Origin of the sequence: Pseudonocardia hierapolitana (assembly GCF_007994075.1) — a bacterium.
GTDB classification, from domain to species: Bacteria; Actinomycetota; Actinomycetes; order Mycobacteriales; family Pseudonocardiaceae; genus Pseudonocardia; species Pseudonocardia hierapolitana.
This window is the reverse complement of sequence record NZ_VIWU01000001.1, coordinates 5,978,593-5,993,321: the sequence shown is the minus strand read 5'-3', so window position 1 is coordinate 5,993,321 and position 14,729 is coordinate 5,978,593. Positions and strand designations below refer to the sequence as shown.

At 74.1% G+C, this 14,729-nt stretch carries 13 protein-coding genes; 2 read left to right on the top strand and 11 right to left on the bottom strand.

Annotation, left to right across the window (positions count from 1 at the left end; genetic code table 11):
- Nucleotides 1-84 precede the first annotated feature (84 nt).
- Complete coding sequence (locus FHX44_RS28575; protein ID WP_147258622.1) at nucleotides 85-1,239, top strand: LLM class flavin-dependent oxidoreductase; 1,155 nt, start codon at nucleotides 85-87, stop codon at nucleotides 1,237-1,239.
- Nucleotides 1,236-2,564: an MFS transporter gene (locus tag FHX44_RS28570; RefSeq protein ID WP_147258621.1), complete on the top strand. Its 1,329-nt coding sequence runs from the start codon at nucleotides 1,236-1,238 to the stop codon at nucleotides 2,562-2,564. Before FHX44_RS28575 ends, FHX44_RS28570 begins: the two co-directional genes overlap by 4 nt.
- A gap of 74 nt (nucleotides 2,565-2,638) precedes the next feature.
- Here FHX44_RS28570 and FHX44_RS28565 read toward each other — a convergent pair whose 3' ends face one another.
- The 11 genes from FHX44_RS28565 to FHX44_RS28515 form a co-directional block, all read right to left on the bottom strand.
- The gene (locus FHX44_RS28565; protein WP_246171010.1) at nucleotides 2,639-3,172 is read right to left on the bottom strand and encodes an NAD(P)H-dependent oxidoreductase; all 534 of its coding nucleotides are present in this window, start codon (nucleotides 3,170-3,172) and stop codon (nucleotides 2,639-2,641) included.
- Nucleotides 3,173-3,177: 5 nt separating this feature from the next.
- Complete coding sequence (locus tag FHX44_RS28560) at nucleotides 3,178-3,675, bottom strand: flavin reductase family protein (RefSeq protein ID WP_212612686.1); 498 nt, start codon at nucleotides 3,673-3,675, stop codon at nucleotides 3,178-3,180.
- The gene (locus FHX44_RS28555; protein ID WP_147258619.1) at nucleotides 3,672-4,478 is read right to left on the bottom strand and encodes a DUF1684 domain-containing protein; all 807 of its coding nucleotides are present in this window, start codon (nucleotides 4,476-4,478) and stop codon (nucleotides 3,672-3,674) included. The genes FHX44_RS28560 and FHX44_RS28555 overlap by 4 nt, the downstream gene beginning before the upstream one ends.
- Nucleotides 4,478-5,803, bottom strand: coding sequence for an NtaA/DmoA family FMN-dependent monooxygenase (locus tag FHX44_RS28550; RefSeq protein ID WP_147258618.1), 1,326 nt, complete (start codon nucleotides 5,801-5,803; stop codon nucleotides 4,478-4,480). The genes FHX44_RS28555 and FHX44_RS28550 overlap by 1 nt, the downstream gene beginning before the upstream one ends.
- Nucleotides 5,800-6,936, bottom strand: coding sequence for an LLM class flavin-dependent oxidoreductase (locus FHX44_RS28545; RefSeq protein ID WP_212612685.1), 1,137 nt, complete (start codon nucleotides 6,934-6,936; stop codon nucleotides 5,800-5,802). The genes FHX44_RS28550 and FHX44_RS28545 overlap by 4 nt, the downstream gene beginning before the upstream one ends.
- A 70-nt stretch (nucleotides 6,937-7,006) precedes the next feature.
- Complete coding sequence (locus tag FHX44_RS28540) at nucleotides 7,007-8,227, bottom strand: LLM class flavin-dependent oxidoreductase (RefSeq protein ID WP_147258617.1); 1,221 nt, start codon at nucleotides 8,225-8,227, stop codon at nucleotides 7,007-7,009.
- Nucleotides 8,224-9,327: an LLM class flavin-dependent oxidoreductase gene (locus tag FHX44_RS28535; RefSeq protein WP_147258616.1), complete on the bottom strand. Its 1,104-nt coding sequence runs from the start codon at nucleotides 9,325-9,327 to the stop codon at nucleotides 8,224-8,226. The genes FHX44_RS28540 and FHX44_RS28535 overlap by 4 nt, the downstream gene beginning before the upstream one ends.
- Nucleotides 9,324-10,937, bottom strand: a complete 1,614-nt coding sequence (locus FHX44_RS28530; protein WP_147258615.1) for a dipeptide ABC transporter ATP-binding protein — start codon at nucleotides 10,935-10,937, stop codon at nucleotides 9,324-9,326. The genes FHX44_RS28535 and FHX44_RS28530 overlap by 4 nt, the downstream gene beginning before the upstream one ends.
- A complete protein-coding gene (locus FHX44_RS28525) occupies nucleotides 10,934-11,815 on the bottom strand; it encodes an ABC transporter permease (RefSeq protein ID WP_147258614.1) in 882 nt (293 codons plus the stop codon). The genes FHX44_RS28530 and FHX44_RS28525 overlap by 4 nt, the downstream gene beginning before the upstream one ends.
- Nucleotides 11,812-12,753, bottom strand: coding sequence for an ABC transporter permease (locus tag FHX44_RS28520; protein WP_147258613.1), 942 nt, complete (start codon nucleotides 12,751-12,753; stop codon nucleotides 11,812-11,814). The genes FHX44_RS28525 and FHX44_RS28520 overlap by 4 nt, the downstream gene beginning before the upstream one ends.
- Complete coding sequence (locus FHX44_RS28515; protein WP_147258612.1) at nucleotides 12,750-14,345, bottom strand: ABC transporter substrate-binding protein; 1,596 nt, start codon at nucleotides 14,343-14,345, stop codon at nucleotides 12,750-12,752. Before FHX44_RS28515 ends, FHX44_RS28520 begins: the two co-directional genes overlap by 4 nt.
- Nucleotides 14,346-14,729 lie beyond the last annotated feature (384 nt).

The window sequence follows — 14,729 nt, the reverse complement described above, 5'->3', positions numbered from 1 at the left end:
GATTACGGCGGGTTTGCATTTCTGGCGGCGCCGTGCTGCGCTGGAATTGATTTCTGTGCCCGTTCCCCCGAGGAGAACCTTCCCGTGTCCCTGACCGCCCACTGGTTCCTGCCCACCTACGGCGACGGCCGCCAGCTCGTCGGCGGCGGCCACGGCGTCGGCGTCGGCTCCGCAGGTGGCGTCCGCCCGGCGTCGATCGGCTACCTCACGCAGGTCGCGCGGGCGGCCGAGCAGGTGGGGTTCGAGGGCGCGCTCACGCCCACCGGGGCGTGGTGCGAGGACGCCTGGCTCACCACGGCGATGCTGGTGGGTGAGACGGAACGACTCAAGTTCCTCGTCGCGTTCCGGCCGGGGTTCGTCTCCCCCACGCTCGCCGCGCAGATGGCCGCCACGTACCAGCGGCACTCCGGCGGCCGGCTGCTGCTCAACGTCGTCACGGGCGGCGAGCCATCGGAGCAACGCGCGTACGGCGACTTCCTCGACAAGGACGCCCGCTACCGCCGCACCGCCGAGTTCTTGCAGGTCGTGCGGGGACTGTGGCGCGGGGAGAAGCTCGACCTGCACGGCGAGCACGTGCAGGTCGAGGGCGCCCACCTGGACCGGCTGCCCGACCCGGTGCCGCCGCTGTACTTCGGCGGCTCCTCCCCGGCCGCCGTGGCGGTGGCCGCCGAGCACATCGACGTCTACCTCACCTGGGGTGAGCCACCGGCCCAGGTCGCGGAGAAGATCGCCGCTGTGCGCGCGCTCGCCGCGAAGCACGGCCGGACCGTCCGGTTCGGCATCCGGCTGCACGTGATCACGCGCGACACGACCGAGCAGGCGTGGGCCCAGGCGGAGTCGCTGCTCGCGGCGATCGACCCGGCCACGATCGAGAAGGTGCAGGCCGGGCTCGCGCGCAGCGAGTCGGAGGGGCAGCGGCGGATGCGCGCCCTGCACGGCGGGTCGACCGCGAACCTGGAGGTGTCGCCGAACCTGTGGGCAGGGGTCGGGCTGGTGCGCGGCGGCGCAGGCACCGCGCTCGTCGGCAGCCACACCGAGGTGGCCGACCGGATCGCCGAGTACCACGCGCTGGGCATCGACGAGTTCGTGCTCTCCGGCCACCCGCACCTCGAGGAGGCGTGGTGGGTGGGCGAGGGCGTGCTGCCGCTGCTGCAACGGCGCGGGCTCTGGCAGCCGCCCGGCGGCGCGGACCTCGCCCCGGCCCCGTCCCGGACCGTTCCGTTCGCGGCGGCCCGATGACCGCCGTCATCGAGGAGCGCGCTCCCGTCACGGGAACGCGGACCGTCCTCACCGCGAGCCTCATCGGCACCACCGTGGAGTGGTACGACTTCTTCCTCTACGCCACGGCCGCGAGCCTGGTGTTCCCGCAGCTGTTCTTCCCCGTCGGCAACGAGGTCGTGGCCGCGCTGCTCGCGTTCGGCACGTTCGCGGTCGGGTTCGTGGCCCGCCCCATCGGCGGCATCCTGTTCGGCCACGTCGGCGACCGCATCGGGCGCAAGCGCACCCTCGTCGCCACGATGCTGCTGATGGGCGCGGCCACCGCGCTGATCGGCCTGCTGCCCTCCTACGCCACGATCGGCGTCGCGGCGCCCGTGCTCCTGGTGGTGCTGCGGGTGCTGCAGGGCCTCGCCGTCGGCGGCGAGTGGGGCGGCGCGGTGCTGCTCGCCGTCGAGAACGCACCGCCCGGCAGGCGCGCCCGCTACGGCAGCGTCCCGCAGATCGGGCTCGGGCTCGGCCTCGCGCTGGGCACCGGCGCGTTCGCGCTGCTCGGCGAGCTGCTCGACGACGAGGCGTTCCTCTCGATCGGCTGGCGGATCGCGTTCGTGCTGAGCGTGGTGCTGGTGGCCGTCGGGCTGCTGGTGCGGCTGCGCATCATGGAGACGCCGGAGTTCCAGCGGCTGCGCGAGAGCGGTGCCACCGCGAAGGTGCCGGTGGTCCAGGTCTTCCGCACGCGCGCGCACCGCCGCGGCATCGCGGCCGGCATGCTCGCCCGCTGGGCCGAGGGCGCGGCGTTCAACACCTGGGGCGTCTTCGCGATCACGTACGCGACCGCGACCGTCGGCATGGACCGGGTCGTCGTGCTGCTCGCCGTCACGGCCGGTGCGCTGCTGATGGCCGCGGTCGCGCCCGTCGCCGGGGCGCTCGCCGACCGCTACGGGCGCAGGCTCGTGTTCGGCACCGGCGTGGCCGGGTTCGGGATCACGGTCATCCCGTCCTTCTTCGCGGTGCAGACCGGGTCGGACCCGCTCGTCGTTGCGATCCTGCTGATGCAGCTCGGACTCTGGTACGGCCTGATGACCGGTGCCGAGTCCACGCTCTTCGCCGAGCTGTTCGACACCGACGTCCGCTACACCGGCATGTCCCTGGTGTTCCAGGGCTCCGGGATCTGGGCCTCCGGCCTCACCCCGATGGTGCTGACGGCCCTGCTCGCCGCAGGCGGCGGCAGCCCGTGGTGGGCGGCCGGCTACCTGGCGGCCACCGCGGTGATCAGCTTCGCCGCGGTCGTCGCGATGCCCCGCTGGATCGGCTGGCGGCCGGCCTGGACCGGCGGCACCCGCTGGTGAGAGTGCGACTCGCCGAGGTTCAGGAAAGCCACATTCAGGAACTGCGTGGCCCTGAATGTGGCTTTCCTGAACCTTCAGATCTGTGGCGTGATCGCCTGGAGCGCCGCAGACGCCCGGACCGCCGCCGCCAGGTCGGCGAGGGCCGCGCCGTGCCTCGCGGCGAGCTCGGCGCTCTGCTCGGTGAGGGTGGTGCGGTCGACGTAGCCGCCGTGGTCGAGGTACAGGCCCGGCGAGAGGACCTGCACCGCGAAGAACCCGGCGAGCACGTCACGCAGGTCGCCCAGCGCGAGGTAGTGGTGCCCGCTCGCCCCGGTGAGCACGGTGGCGGCGACCTTGCCCTGCAGCGGTGCCGTGGACTCGCCCCACTTCCCACGCTCGGTGCGTTCGAGGAGGTCCTTGAGCAGGGCGCTGTAGGTGGCCCGGTAGACGGGGCTGCCGAACACGACGGCGTCGGCATCGGCGAACGCGGCGATCACCGCGTCGGCGCCCGCCTCGGACAGCTCCAGCAGCGACGTCGTGGCGCCTGCCTTCTCGGCGCCTGCGAGCACGCCGGCCACGGCCGTGGCCGTGCGGCCGCCGGGCTCCGGCCCGGCGACCACACCCAGCACTCGTGTCAACGGTCCTCCTCGAGGTGCGTGGCGAGACCGTAGCGGCCCCGGTGGAAGAGCAGCGGCGTGCGGGTGGCGTCGGCCCCGAGGTCGCGCACCCGGCCGGCGACGATCGTGTGGTCGCCGCCGTCGTACTCCCGCCAGAGCGTGCAGCCGATCCACGCGCACGCTCCGTCGAGCACGGGCGCCCTGTCCGGCCCGGGCCACCAGCTCACCCCGGCGAACTTGTCCACTCCCGAACGCGCGAACCCGGCGGACAGGTGCTGCTGGTCCGCCGCCAGCACGTTCACGCAGAACGCGCCGACGTCCCTGATCCGCGGCCACGTCGACGACGTGCGCGCCGGCGAGAAGCTGATCAGCGCAGGCTCCAGCGACAGCGAGGCGAACGACTGGCACGTGAAGCCGAGCGGCCCGTCCGGGCCTGCCGCCGTCACGACGACGACGCCCGATGCGAAGTGCCCGAGAACCTCCCGCAGCGTGGCGGGTTCGACCGTGACGGTCACGCCTGCAGGTCGGGCCGCGGCGGGGTGCGCTCCCCCGCCTCCACCGCCACCGCCAGCCGGTTCTCCGCCGGTGGGAGCGGGCACGTGGCGTGGGCGGTGAACGCGCACGGCAGGTTGACGGTGCGGTTGAAGTCGATCCGGACGCGGCCGTCGGCGTCCGGGTCGGGCAACGCGACCTGGCGGCCGCCGCCGTAGGTGCTGTCCCCGGACGTCGCGTCGCGGAAGTGCAGGGACAGGCCGCCGGTCTTGCCCGGGAACGCGACGAGCTCGTGCTCGGCCCCGCCGAGCTCGAACCGGACCACGCCCACGGCGGTCGGGAAGTGTTGCAGCCCGTCCACGACGGCGCCGACGGTGAGCTGCTTCGGCTCGGGGTACGGCTCGAAGCTGCCGTCGACCACCCAGCGCTCGTCGACCGGGAAGGCCGGCGCGCCCCTGAACGCGGTGCGCGTGATCGCCTCGGGATCGCGGACCCGCAGGGCGTAGGCGTCGGTGCGGCGGATGACCTCGACCCGACGGTCCCCGATCTCCACGAGCACGCCCGGCTGTCCGTCGACGGGCTCCAGCCGGACGGTGCCGGTGACGGGTGTGCCGTCGATGGCGGCGTCCCCGGCGGCGGTGAGCTCCACCGCGCCGTCGCCGGTGGCGCGCCAGGTGCCGGGGATGCCGTCGTAGGCGCGGGCCGTGCCGTCGAGCCAGTGCAGGGCGGTGAGGCTGAGCCAGCCGTGCGGCGTGCTCAGCTGCTCCTCGCGCTCGCGGTGCCAGGCCGCCCACTCCTGCTGGAGCGGGGATTCCAGGGTGGTCATCAAGCGCTCTCCTTCCGGGTCAGCGGTGCGTGCGGGTGGCGCAGGCCGAGGTGGTCGCGCAATGTCGGTCCGGGGTATTCGGTGCGGTAGCTGCCGCGGTCCTGCAGTTCGGGCACGACCTCGGCCACGAAGCGGTCCAGGCCGCCGGGCGTCAGGTGCGGCACCAGGATGAAGCCGTCGCAGGCGTCGCGCTGCACGAACTCGTCCATCTGCGCGGCGACGGTCCGCGGCGTCCCGATGAACGACTGCCGCCCGGTCTTCTCGATCACGACCTCGCGGATCGAGAGGCCGCCGTGGGCGGCGGCGTAGTCGCGCCACTCCTGCGCGACGGCCCGCGGGTCGCGGGCGTGCCGCACCCGGCCCCGGGTGATCGAGACGTTGTCCACGTCCGGCTCGACGTCGGGCAGCGGGCCGTCCGGGTCGTACTCCGACAGCTCGCGGCCCCACACCTGCTCGAGGAACGCGATCGCGGTCTGCGGGGAGACCTGCTGGCGGCGGATCCGCGCGGCCTCCTCGTGGGCGTCGCCGTCGGTGTCGCCGAGCACGAACGTGACGCCCGGCAGCACCTTGAGGTCGGCCGCGCTGCGGCCGTGCTGCGGGAGCCGGGCCTTCACGTCGGCGTAGAACGCCCGCCCGGCCTCGAGGGTGCCGTGCAGGGTGAAGATCGCGTCGGCCGTGGCGGCGGCGAAGTCCCGGCCCTGCGCGGAGTCGCCTGCCTGGATCAGCACGGGGTGGCCCTGCGGGCTCGGCGAGAGCGGGAAGCCGCCGCGCACGTCGAAGTGCGGGCCGTGGTGCTCGATCCCGGTGCCGCTGGAGTCCCCCTGCGCTGAATCCCACAGCGCGCGGGTGACCGCGACGACCTCCGCCGCCCGCTCGTACCGCTGCTCGCGCGGCAGGAACCCGCCCCGGCGGAAGTTCTCCCCGGTGAACGCGTCGGACGTGGTGACCATGTTCCACGCGGCGCGGCCCGCGGAGAGGTGGTCGAGCGATGCGAACTGCGACGCCAGCTCGTAGGGCTCGTTGTAGGTGGTGTTGATCGTGCCGGCCAGCCCGATCCGGGAGGTGACGGCGGCGAGCGCGGCGAGGACGGTGAAGGTGTCGGGCCGCCCCACGACGTCGAGGTCGTGGATCCGGCCGCGGTGCTCGCGCAGCCGCAGGCCCTCGGCGAGGAACACGAAGTCCATCAGCCCGCGCTCGGCGTTCTGCGCGAAGTGCACGAACGAGGCGAAGTCGGTCTGGCTGCCGGAGCGGGGGTCGCTCCAGACGGTCGTGTTGTTGACGCCGGGGAAGTGGGCGCCGAGGTGGATCTGCTTCTTGACGGTCACGAGCTCGCTCCAGCGAAGTGGTTGGCCGGACGGGACAGCCCGAACCGGGCGCGCAGCGAGCCGCCCGCCGAGCCGGTGCGCAGGAGGCCGCGCCCGGCGAGCAGCGGGACGACCTGGTCGGCGACGACGTCGAGATCGGCCGGCAGCACGAGCGGCACCAGCGTCACGCCGTCGGCGGCGCGCGTCCGCACGGCGGCGCCGATCAGGTCGGCGAGGTCGGTGGGCGGGCCGAGCACGCGCACCGACGACGCCGGCAGCTCGGCACCGGAGAGCGCGTCCAGCTCGGCGACGTCGCGGCGGGCCCGGTGGCGGTCGGCGGCCAGGTGCACCTCGACGTCGAGCAGCACGGTGAGGTCGTCGGGGTCGCGACCGGCGTCGGCAGCGGCCGAGCGGATCCGCTCGCGGGCGGCCGCCGCGCTCGGGAGATCCGGCGCCGCGATCCGCACGACGTCGGCCCAGCGCGCGGCCACCGGGAGCGCCTCGTCCTCGTCGGCGCGCACCACGACCAGCGGGTGCCCCTGAGGCGGCCGCGGCGTGATCGACGGGCCCTTGACGGAGAAGAACTCGCCCCGGAAGTCGATGTAGTGGAGCTTGTCGCGGTCGATGTAGCGGCCCGCGGCGGCGTCGCGGATCACCGCGTCGTCCTCCCAGGAGTCCCACAGCCGCACCACCACCTCGATGGCGTCGGCGGCCTCCCGCCACAGCTCGGCGGCCGGCGCCGCGGGCTTGCGGCCGAACAGGTCGGCCTCGACCTGCGTGCGCGACACGGCGGGCTCCCAGCCGGCGCGGCCGGAGGACACGAGATCGAGCGTCGCGATCGCCTTGGAGAGGTGGAACGGCTCGGTGTGCGTCACGGTCGCGGTCGGCGCCAGGCCGATCCCCGGCACCACCGGCGCGATCCGCGCCGCCAGCGACACGGCGTCGAGCAGCGGGCCGCCGTCGGGGTGGAAGGTGTGCGGGAGCAGCGCCAGGTCGAGGCCGCGCCGCGCGGCCGTCCGCACCATGCCCACGTGGTGTACCGCGCTCAGCAGGACGGCCGGGTCGAGCCGGGCCCAGCGCGCGGCCGCGGGGTGCCGGCCTGCCGCGGTCAGCTCGACGGCGAGGTGCATCCGCGCCTCGGTGAATGGACTCATCGTGCGGCCTCGCTGGGCTCGGCCGACGCTTCGCGCGGACGCTGTGACATTGATTCGCTCGCAAGCTCGCTCATCGGATGACGGCCTCCGCCTGGTTCTGTTCTGCGTTCCAACCCACCCGCCGACCGGCGTGTTCCGCCCACGCGCGGGCCAGCAGCTCGGTGCTGCGCACCCGGTCACCGTGCTCCGTGGTGATCGTGGTGATCAGCAGCTCGTCGGCGCCGGTGACGCGGGCGAGCGTGGCCAGCCCCTCGACGACGGTCGCCGGCGAGCCGACGAACTGGGTGTCGACCCGGTCCGCGACGATCGCCCGCTCGGCGGGGGTCCACTCCCGGGCCCTGGCCTGCCCCGGGGCGACGTAGGGCCGGGCGCCGACACCGGTGCGGATGTCGAGCACCCACTGCGCGTACGGCGCGGCCAGCTCCTCCGCGCGCTCCTGCGTGTCCGCGACCACCACGTCGGCCGAGACCACGACGTGGGGCGCCGCGAGGCGGGCCGACGGCCGGAACGCGCGCCGGTAGGCGTCGACGGTGTCCAGCACCGTGCCCGGGGACGTGTGGTAGCTCGCCGCGAACGGCAGGCCCCGGGCGCCCGCGACCTGCGCGCTCTCGCCCGGGCTGGAACCGAGGATCCAGACGTCGAGGTCGGCGCCCTCCGCGGCAGGCACCGTGACCGGCTGCCCGTCGGGGCGGCGGGCGGCGCCGCCGAGGTAGTCGAGGATCGCGCCGACCTGCGTGTCGTAGTCGGGCGCCGGGTCCTCCTCGCGGATCCCGAGCAGCCGGGCGAGGTGCACGTAGGTCGACAGGTCGCCGCGGAACCGGGCGGGCGGCGGGATCAGGAGCCCGTCCACCACCCGCGACGGCGGGGCGGGCGGCGGTTCGGCGTCCGGCTTCGGAGCCGTGCCGGCCAGCCGCAGGATCTTGTGGATGTCGAAGCGGCCCAGTCCCAGGTCCACCCGGCCCGGGTGCAGCGCCGCCACCGTGCCGAACTGCTCGGCGGCCTGCAGCGGCGAGGTCACCGGCAGCTGCACCGCGCCGGAGCCGACCCGGATCCGCGACGTGGCCGAGGCGATCAGCGCCGCCAGCACCGGCGTGGACGACGACGCCACCCCGGACGCGAGGTGGTGCTCGGCCACCCAGTACCTCCGGTAGCCCGCCCGCTCCGCGACCCGGGCGAGGTCGACGGAGTTGCGCAGCGCATCGGCCGCGGTGCCTCCGGCCGGGACCGGGGAGAGGTCGAGGATCGACAGGGGGATGCGCGGTACCGATGATTCGCTCGCAAACTCGCTCATGACGCCACGCCCACCGGTGAGTCGGCGGGCCGCGCGTCGTCCACGTCGCGTGGCACCGCACCGGCGAGAGGACGGCTCGGCACGGCGGCCCGCAACGCGGGCGCCACCTCGGACTGGAACGTCTCCAGCAGCTCGCGCTGCCGCCGCGGGGACAGGCCGTCGCCGTCGAGGTGCAGGTGCAACACCTCGTGCCCGAACACCGCGTGGTAGCGCAGCACCTTCTCGATGATCTGCTGCGGGCTGCCGACCAGCGCGGACGAGCGCTCGACGAAGTCCTCGACGTCTGCGAACACGATCGGCAGCCCGAACCGCTCCGCGGCGGCGAGCCGTGCCGCGAAGACCGGCCGGAACTCCTCGATCGCCTGCTGGGAGGTCTTCGCGATGTGGAAGGCGGCCGTACCGGCGCCGACGAGCGCGTCGGCCGGGTCGTGGCCGTGCGCCGCCCAGCGCTCGCGGTAGTACGCGATCAGCTCGGCGTAGGGCTCGATCGGGTTGGTGACGTTGGCCGAGAACAGCGGGTCGCCGTAGCGGGCCGCGACCTCCACCGACTCCTTGCTGGTGGCGCTGCCGTGCCAGACGCGGATCGGGTGCTGGCGCGGGGGCGGCCACGTCTCGGCGTCGACGAGCGGCGGGCGGAACCGGCCGGTCCACGTCGTGCGCTCCTCGCGCCACAGCCTGCGGAACAGCTCGTAGCCCTCGGCGTTGCGGTCCCACTGGTCGTCGGCGGTCACGTCGAACAGCTGGGCCTGCGCCGCGCCGTTGCCCTTGCCGATGATCAGCTCGAGGCGGCCGTCGGCGAGCTGGTCGAGGGTGGCGTAGTCCTCGTAGGCGCGCACCGGGTCGAGCAGCGACAGCGTGGTGACGCCCGTGAACAGCGTGATCCGCGATGTGAGCGCCGCGATGTGCGACAGCACCACCGGCGGCGCCGACGACAGGAACGGCCGCTCGTGCCGCTCCCCCACCGCGTATCCGTCGAAGCCCAGCTCCTCGGCGAGCACCGCGTTGTCGACCACCCGGTGCAGCCGCGCGTTCGGCGTCGGCGTGCGACCGGTCACCGGGTCCGGCCCGTTCGTGATGAGCGTGAGGACGAGGATCTTCATGCCGTCTCCTCCATGACGCGTTGCCCCGCGATCGCGGCGAGCAGCTCGCGCGTGTACTCGTGCTGCGGGTCGGCGAAGAGCTGCTCGGTGGGTGCGAGCTCGAGCAGCTCCCCGTCGCGCAGCACGCCGACGCGGTGCGCGATCCGGCGCACCACGGCGAGATCGTGGGAGATGAACAGGTACGTGAGCCCGGCGTCGGCCTGCAGCTGGGCGAGCAGGTCGAGCACCTGCGCCGACACGCTGACGTCGAGCGCGGACACCGGCTCGTCGCACACCACGAGGTCGGGCGAGAGGGCCAGCGCACGGGCGATCGCCACCCGCTGGCGCTGCCCGCCCGACAGCTCGGCGGGCCGCCGGTCGAGCACGGACCCCGGCAACGCGACCCGGTCCAGCAGCTCGGCGGCCCGCGCCCGGCGCGACCGCGCGTCCCCCACCCGGAACGCCCGCAGCGGCTCGGCGATCACCTCGGCGATCGAGAAGCGGGGGTCCAGCGAGGCGTACGGGTTCTGGTAGATCAGCTGCGCGCGCCTGCGCAGATCCCGCCAGGCCCGCCCGCGGACGCGGGTGATGTCGGTGCCGTCGAACTCCACCGTGCCCGACGTGGGGTCGGCGAGACGCAGGACCAGCCGGGCCGTGGTCGACTTGCCGGAGCCCGACTCGCCGACCAGCGCAAGCGTCTCGCCCCGCGCGATCGAGAAGCTCACCCCGTCGACGGCCCGGATCCGGCCCCGGCCCAGAGGGAACTCCTTCACGAGGTCCCGCACCTCCACCACCGGCGAGTCCGACGTCTCGACACGGCGAGTCGGGCGTGCGTGCACGTTCCGCGGCAGCCCGGGCGCGCTCTCCAGGAGCCGCCGGGTGTACGGATCGCGCGGCGCGGCGAGCACCTCCCGCACCGGCCCCTGCTCCACGACCCGCCCGCCCTGCATCACGACGAGCCGGTCGGCGCGGTCGGCGGCGACCCCGAGGTCGTGGGTGATCAGCAGGACGGCCGTGCCGGACGCGCGGACGAGCTCGTCGAGGCGGTCGAGGATGTGCCGCTGCACGGTGGCGTCGAGTGCGCTCGTGGGCTCGTCGGCGACGAGCAGCTGCGGGCGCGCGGCGATCGCGATCGCGATGAGCACGCGCTGGCGCATCCCGCCCGACAGCTCGTGCGGGTACTGGCGGGCCCTGGCCCCGGCGTCGGGCAGGCCGGCCTCGGCCAGCAGCTCGACGGCCCGAGCGGGGGCGCTGCGGCGGTCGGCCAGACCGTGGACCGTCAGCACCTCGGCGACCTGCGCCCCGACCCGCTGCACCGGATTGAGCGCGACGCCAGGGTCCTGCGGCACGAGCCCGATCCGCCGCCCGCGCACGGTGCGCCACGCCCGGTCGGACAGGCTCGTGAGCTCCTGCTCGGCGAGGGTGATCCGCCCGGTGTCGACCCGGCCCGTACCGGGGAGCAGCCCCGCGACGGCGTGCGCCAGCGTCGACTTCCCCGACCCGGACTCCCCGACGACGGCGACCACCTCGCCCGGCGCGACGGCCAACGAGACGCCCCGCACGGCGGGAACGAGGCCGCCTGCGGTGGCGTAGGAGACGCGCAGGTCCTCGACGTGCAGCAGGTCGGTCATCGGGCCCGCTCCCCGTCGAGGGCGCGGGAGATCCGGTTCACCGCGAGCACGGTGGCCGCGATCGCGGCGCCCGGCACGGCGCACAGCCACCAGGCCACGGCCATGTAGTTGCGTCCCTCGGCCACCAGCGAGCCCCACTCGGGAGCCGGGGGCGGCGCGCCGTAGCCGAGGAACGACAGCGACGAGACCGCGAGGATCGCGAGCCCGAACTCCAGCACCGCGAGCACGAGCACGGGCCCGGCCGCGTTCGGCAGCACGTGCCGCAGCAGCGTGACGTGCCAGCGGGTGCCGACGGCACGCGCCGCCTCGACGTAGACGGACTGCCGCACGCGCAGCGTCTCCGCGCGCATCACCCGGGCGAAGCTCGCGACGCTCGCGATGCCCACCGCGACCGCCACCTTCACCGTGCCGTAGCCGAGCGCGGTGATCAGCGCGAGCGACAGCAGTACCGCGGGCACCGCGAGCAGCACGTCGACGAGGCGCATGAGCACCTCGTCGAGCCAGCCGCGGACGAACCCGGCGAGCACGCCCACCAGCCCGCCGACGACCAGCGCGACCGTCACCGCGATCAGCGTGGCCTGCAGCGACAGCGCCGCGCCGTGCACGACGCGGGTGTAGACGTCGCGGCCGAGGTAGTCGGTGCCGAACACGCCCGCCGTGCCCGGTGGCTGCAGCCGCAGCGCGGGCACGCCCGCGGCCGGGTCGCCGGGCGCGAGCACCTGCGGCGCGAACGCCGCGAGCACCACCAGTGCCACGAAGACCACGGAGACCACGAGCCCGGGCCTGCGCAGGAAGAACCGGACCCGGCCCTCCCGGCGCGGCGGCGCCTCGTCGGCCTCGGGAACCGCGACCGGCTCCCGTACGAGCAGCTCCGTCATGAGGTCGCCCCGATCCGTGGGTCCAGCAGCGGGTAGATCACGTCGACCGTGAGGTTGACCAGCACGAACACCGCGGCGGCGAACACCACGATCCCCTGCACGAGCGGGATGTCCTGCACCCCGACGGCGGCGACCGTGAGCCGGCCGAGGCCCGGCCGGGTGAACACCGTCTCGACCACCACCGACCCGGCGAGGAGGTTGCCCACGACGTAGCCGAGGACGGTGAGCGCGGGGAGCGCCGCGTTGCGCAGGGCGTGCCGCAGGTGGATGCCGGCGCGGCCGACGCCCTTGGCGCGCGCGGTGGTGACGTACGGCTCGCCGAGTGCCTGCGACAGGCTCTTCGCGAGCACCTGCGCCACCAGTGCCCCGGTCGGCAGCCCGAGCGTCACCGCGGGCAGCACGAGCGCCGCCGGGCCGTTCGCGCCCACCGACGGCAGGAGGCCCAGCCCGAACGCGAAGACCTGCACGAGCATGAGCCCCACCCAGAACACGGGCAGCGACACCGCGAGCGAGGGCAGCGCCATCAGGAGCTGCCGCAGCCACAGCGCGCGCGTGTAGGTGGCGACGAGCGCCACCGTGCCGCCGAAGAGCACCGCGACCGCGAGCCCGGCGACCGAGATCTGCAGCGTCGGGGGCAGCACCCCGAGGATCGCCGAGCGCACGTCCTGCCCGTTCTGGATCGACGTCCCGAAGTCCCCCGTGAGCGCCGCGAGCAGGCGCCGGCCGTACTGCACGAGCACCGGCTGGTCCAGCCCGTAGCGGGCCCGGAGCGCGTCCAGCTGCTCGGGCGGGAGCGGCTCGCCGTCCAGGCCGCCGCTCGCCATCGTGGCCACCGGGTCGCCCGGCAGCAGGTAGAGCACGACGAACGACACCGTGAACGCCGCCCAGAGCACCCCGACCGCAGCCAGCAGCCGCCGGAGCAGGTAGCGACCGGTCACGGCTGGACCTTCCAGGTGTCGTGCAGCTGGATGCGCGAGCTCGCGTCGAACAGGATTCCCTGGACGTCGGGCGCAACGCCCAGCACCGTCGTCAGCTCCACGACCGGGATCGTGTGGTGTTCCTGCACCAGCAGTTGCTGCGCCTGCGCGACGATGGCCGCCCGGGCCGCCGGATCGGGCTGTGCCGCCTGCTCGGCGAGCAGGGTGTCGATCGGGCCGGGCGGCAGCCGGTAGTAGTTGTTGCCTGCCGTCGAGTACTGGCTGCGCAGGATGTCGGGGTCGGCGCGGGTGAGGTTGCCCCAGCTGGCGACGAAGTCGCCTGCCTGCTGGGTCGGTGTGCTCTCCGAGATCGGCTTCTCGCGCAGCTGCAGGTCGATTCCCACCTTGCGCACCTGCTGCTGGATCAGCTCGACGGCGGCCCGGTTGGCGGGCGAGTTGGAGTACCAGGTCAGCTCCACCGTGAGCGGCGTGCCGTTCCGCGCCCGGATGCCGTCCGGGCCGGGCAGCCAGCCCGCGGCGTCCAGGACGGACCCCGCCTTCGCCAGGTCGAACGGGAGCAGCGCGGCCTGGTCGGCGTAGCCGGGCGTCGTGGAGGCGAGGGCGCTGGTGGCCGGCTTCGTCTGCGAGCTGTAGACCGTGGCGACCACCTCTGCGCGGTCGATCGCGAGCGAGACGGCCTCGCGCACCGCTGGATCCGCACCGAGCGGGGTGGCCTGGTTGAACGAGATCCCGAACGGGATGCCCGGGTTGGCCCTGCCCAGCAGCTGCGCCCCGGCCGCGGTCAGCGGCGCCTCGTCCTGCTGCGCGAGGTTGCCGATGGCGTCCACCTCGCCGGAGGCCAAGCTGCCGACACGCACCCCGGACTCGGGCACGATCCGGAACTCGACCCGGTCCAGCCGGGCCTCACCCGGCGACTGCCACAGCGACGAACCCCACGCATACCCCGGCCGTCTGGCGAGCACGATCGACTCGTCGCGGGTGTAGGACTCGATCACGAACGGGCCGGAGCCGACCACCGCCGCGCAGCGCTCGTCGTCGCTCTTCGCCACCGTCGCGGGCGAGAGGATGCCCAGGCTGTGCGTCGACGTGCCCTGCAGGAACTGCACGTTCGGCCGGTCGAACGCCACCGTGAGCCGCGTCGGGCTCTCCACCGCGGTGCCCGTGTAGCCGGCCAGGTAGCCCTTCGGCAGCGTGCCGCGGGCCCCGAGGTCCTGCACGGCGTCGAAGTTCGCCTTCACGGCGGCGGCGTCGAGGGGCGTGCCGTCGCTGAACGTCACGCCATCGCGCAGGGTGAACGTGTAGGCGCTGGCGTCGGCGTTGCTCTCCCAGGACGTGGCGAGCCACGGCCGCAGCTCGCCGGTGGCCGGGTCCTGGTCGGTGAGCGAGTCGACCACCTGGCGCAGCGAGAAGATCGTGTCGTTGCTGCCGACCTGCTGGGGATCGACGCACCCCTGGTCGCTGCTCACCGCGAAGCGCAGCGTGCCGCCCGGCTGCGGGACGCCCGGGTCGGCGGTGCTCGTCGCGGGCGCCGAGCCGCACGCGCTCAGCGACACGGCAGCGGCGACGAGCCACGGTGTGAGGGATCGGGGCATGACGGTGGTCCTTTGTCCGAGAGCGCGCAGGAGTCAGCACCGCCGCACGGTCGGCGGCGGGGCGTGTGAGGGCTGGAGTCGGGTCGTCAGCCCCGACAGAGGGCCGCGCAGGTGCGGCACAGATCGACGTGACGACGCCACGCATGCCACGTGGTGCGCTGCTCGACCCGTTCCCGACCCGGCACGGCGACCTCCATCGCTCCCGGCGGTAGCACCCGCTCCCGCTCGCACGGGGGGTTGCTGCGGCGTCGTCGATCCGGGTCTCTCGGCCGCTCTGGATGGCGTCTGGATTGCGCTTCGAACTTACGTAGCGATCGCATCATTTTTCAAGCGGTGTGTTACGCGCCATTGTCCGCGCGAAATGACCGGACAAGACGTTCGGCA

Bases quoted from the DNA above. Each gene is read 5' to 3' on its own strand.
- FHX44_RS28535 (WP_147258616.1), bottom strand. From the start codon at position 9,327: ATGAAGATCCTCGTCCTCACGCTCATCACGAACGGGCCGGACCCGGTG.
- FHX44_RS28515 (WP_147258612.1), bottom strand. From the start codon at position 14,345: ATGCCCCGATCCCTCACACCGTGGCTCGTCGCCGCTGCCGTGTCGCTG.
- FHX44_RS28525 (WP_147258614.1), bottom strand. From the start codon at position 11,815: ATGACGGAGCTGCTCGTACGGGAGCCGGTCGCGGTTCCCGAGGCCGAC.
- FHX44_RS28545 (WP_212612685.1), bottom strand. From the start codon at position 6,936: ATGAGTCCATTCACCGAGGCGCGGATGCACCTCGCCGTCGAGCTGACC.
- FHX44_RS28570 (WP_147258621.1), top strand. From the start codon at position 1,236: ATGACCGCCGTCATCGAGGAGCGCGCTCCCGTCACGGGAACGCGGACC.
- FHX44_RS28540 (WP_147258617.1), bottom strand. From the start codon at position 8,227: ATGAGCGAGTTTGCGAGCGAATCATCGGTACCGCGCATCCCCCTGTCG.
- FHX44_RS28530 (WP_147258615.1), bottom strand. From the start codon at position 10,937: ATGACCGACCTGCTGCACGTCGAGGACCTGCGCGTCTCCTACGCCACC.
- FHX44_RS28555 (WP_147258619.1), bottom strand. From the start codon at position 4,478: ATGACCACCCTGGAATCCCCGCTCCAGCAGGAGTGGGCGGCCTGGCAC.